The organism is Salinimicrobium oceani (genome assembly GCF_012037645.1).
This window is the reverse complement of the sequence record NZ_JAAVJR010001565.1, coordinates 1-291: the sequence shown is the minus strand read 5'-3', so window position 1 is coordinate 291 and position 291 is coordinate 1. Positions and strand designations below refer to the sequence as shown.

1 protein-coding gene is annotated in these 291 nt (G+C 45.7%); it reads right to left on the bottom strand.

The annotated features are described in order from the left end of the window. On the bottom strand, positions 1-291 hold a 291-nt coding region (locus HC175_RS23095), incomplete at both ends, for a cupredoxin domain-containing protein (RefSeq protein WP_479685271.1).

Sequence of the window (291 nt, the reverse complement as noted above, 5' to 3'; positions counted from 1 at the left end):
ACCAGGTCTGGTCTGGGTAAATCATCTGGAGCGCTAATGTTTTTGCCTGTGCCAAGAAAGGCAGAAGTCTGTCCTGTACCATCCTGTGCTGTAGCTCTTACCTCCAGTTGACCTGTCTCGGGAACAGTCACTATGAAATCATAGGTTTCCGCTACAGCAATGAAGGTTTTTTTATGCTCCACAGGAACTACATCAAGTCCATCTGCTGCTACTAACAAAGGGTCATTTTCTCCTCCAAAGGTTAGCCAGAACTGGGAAGATGCGGCAGCATTTATAAAACGAAGTCTTACT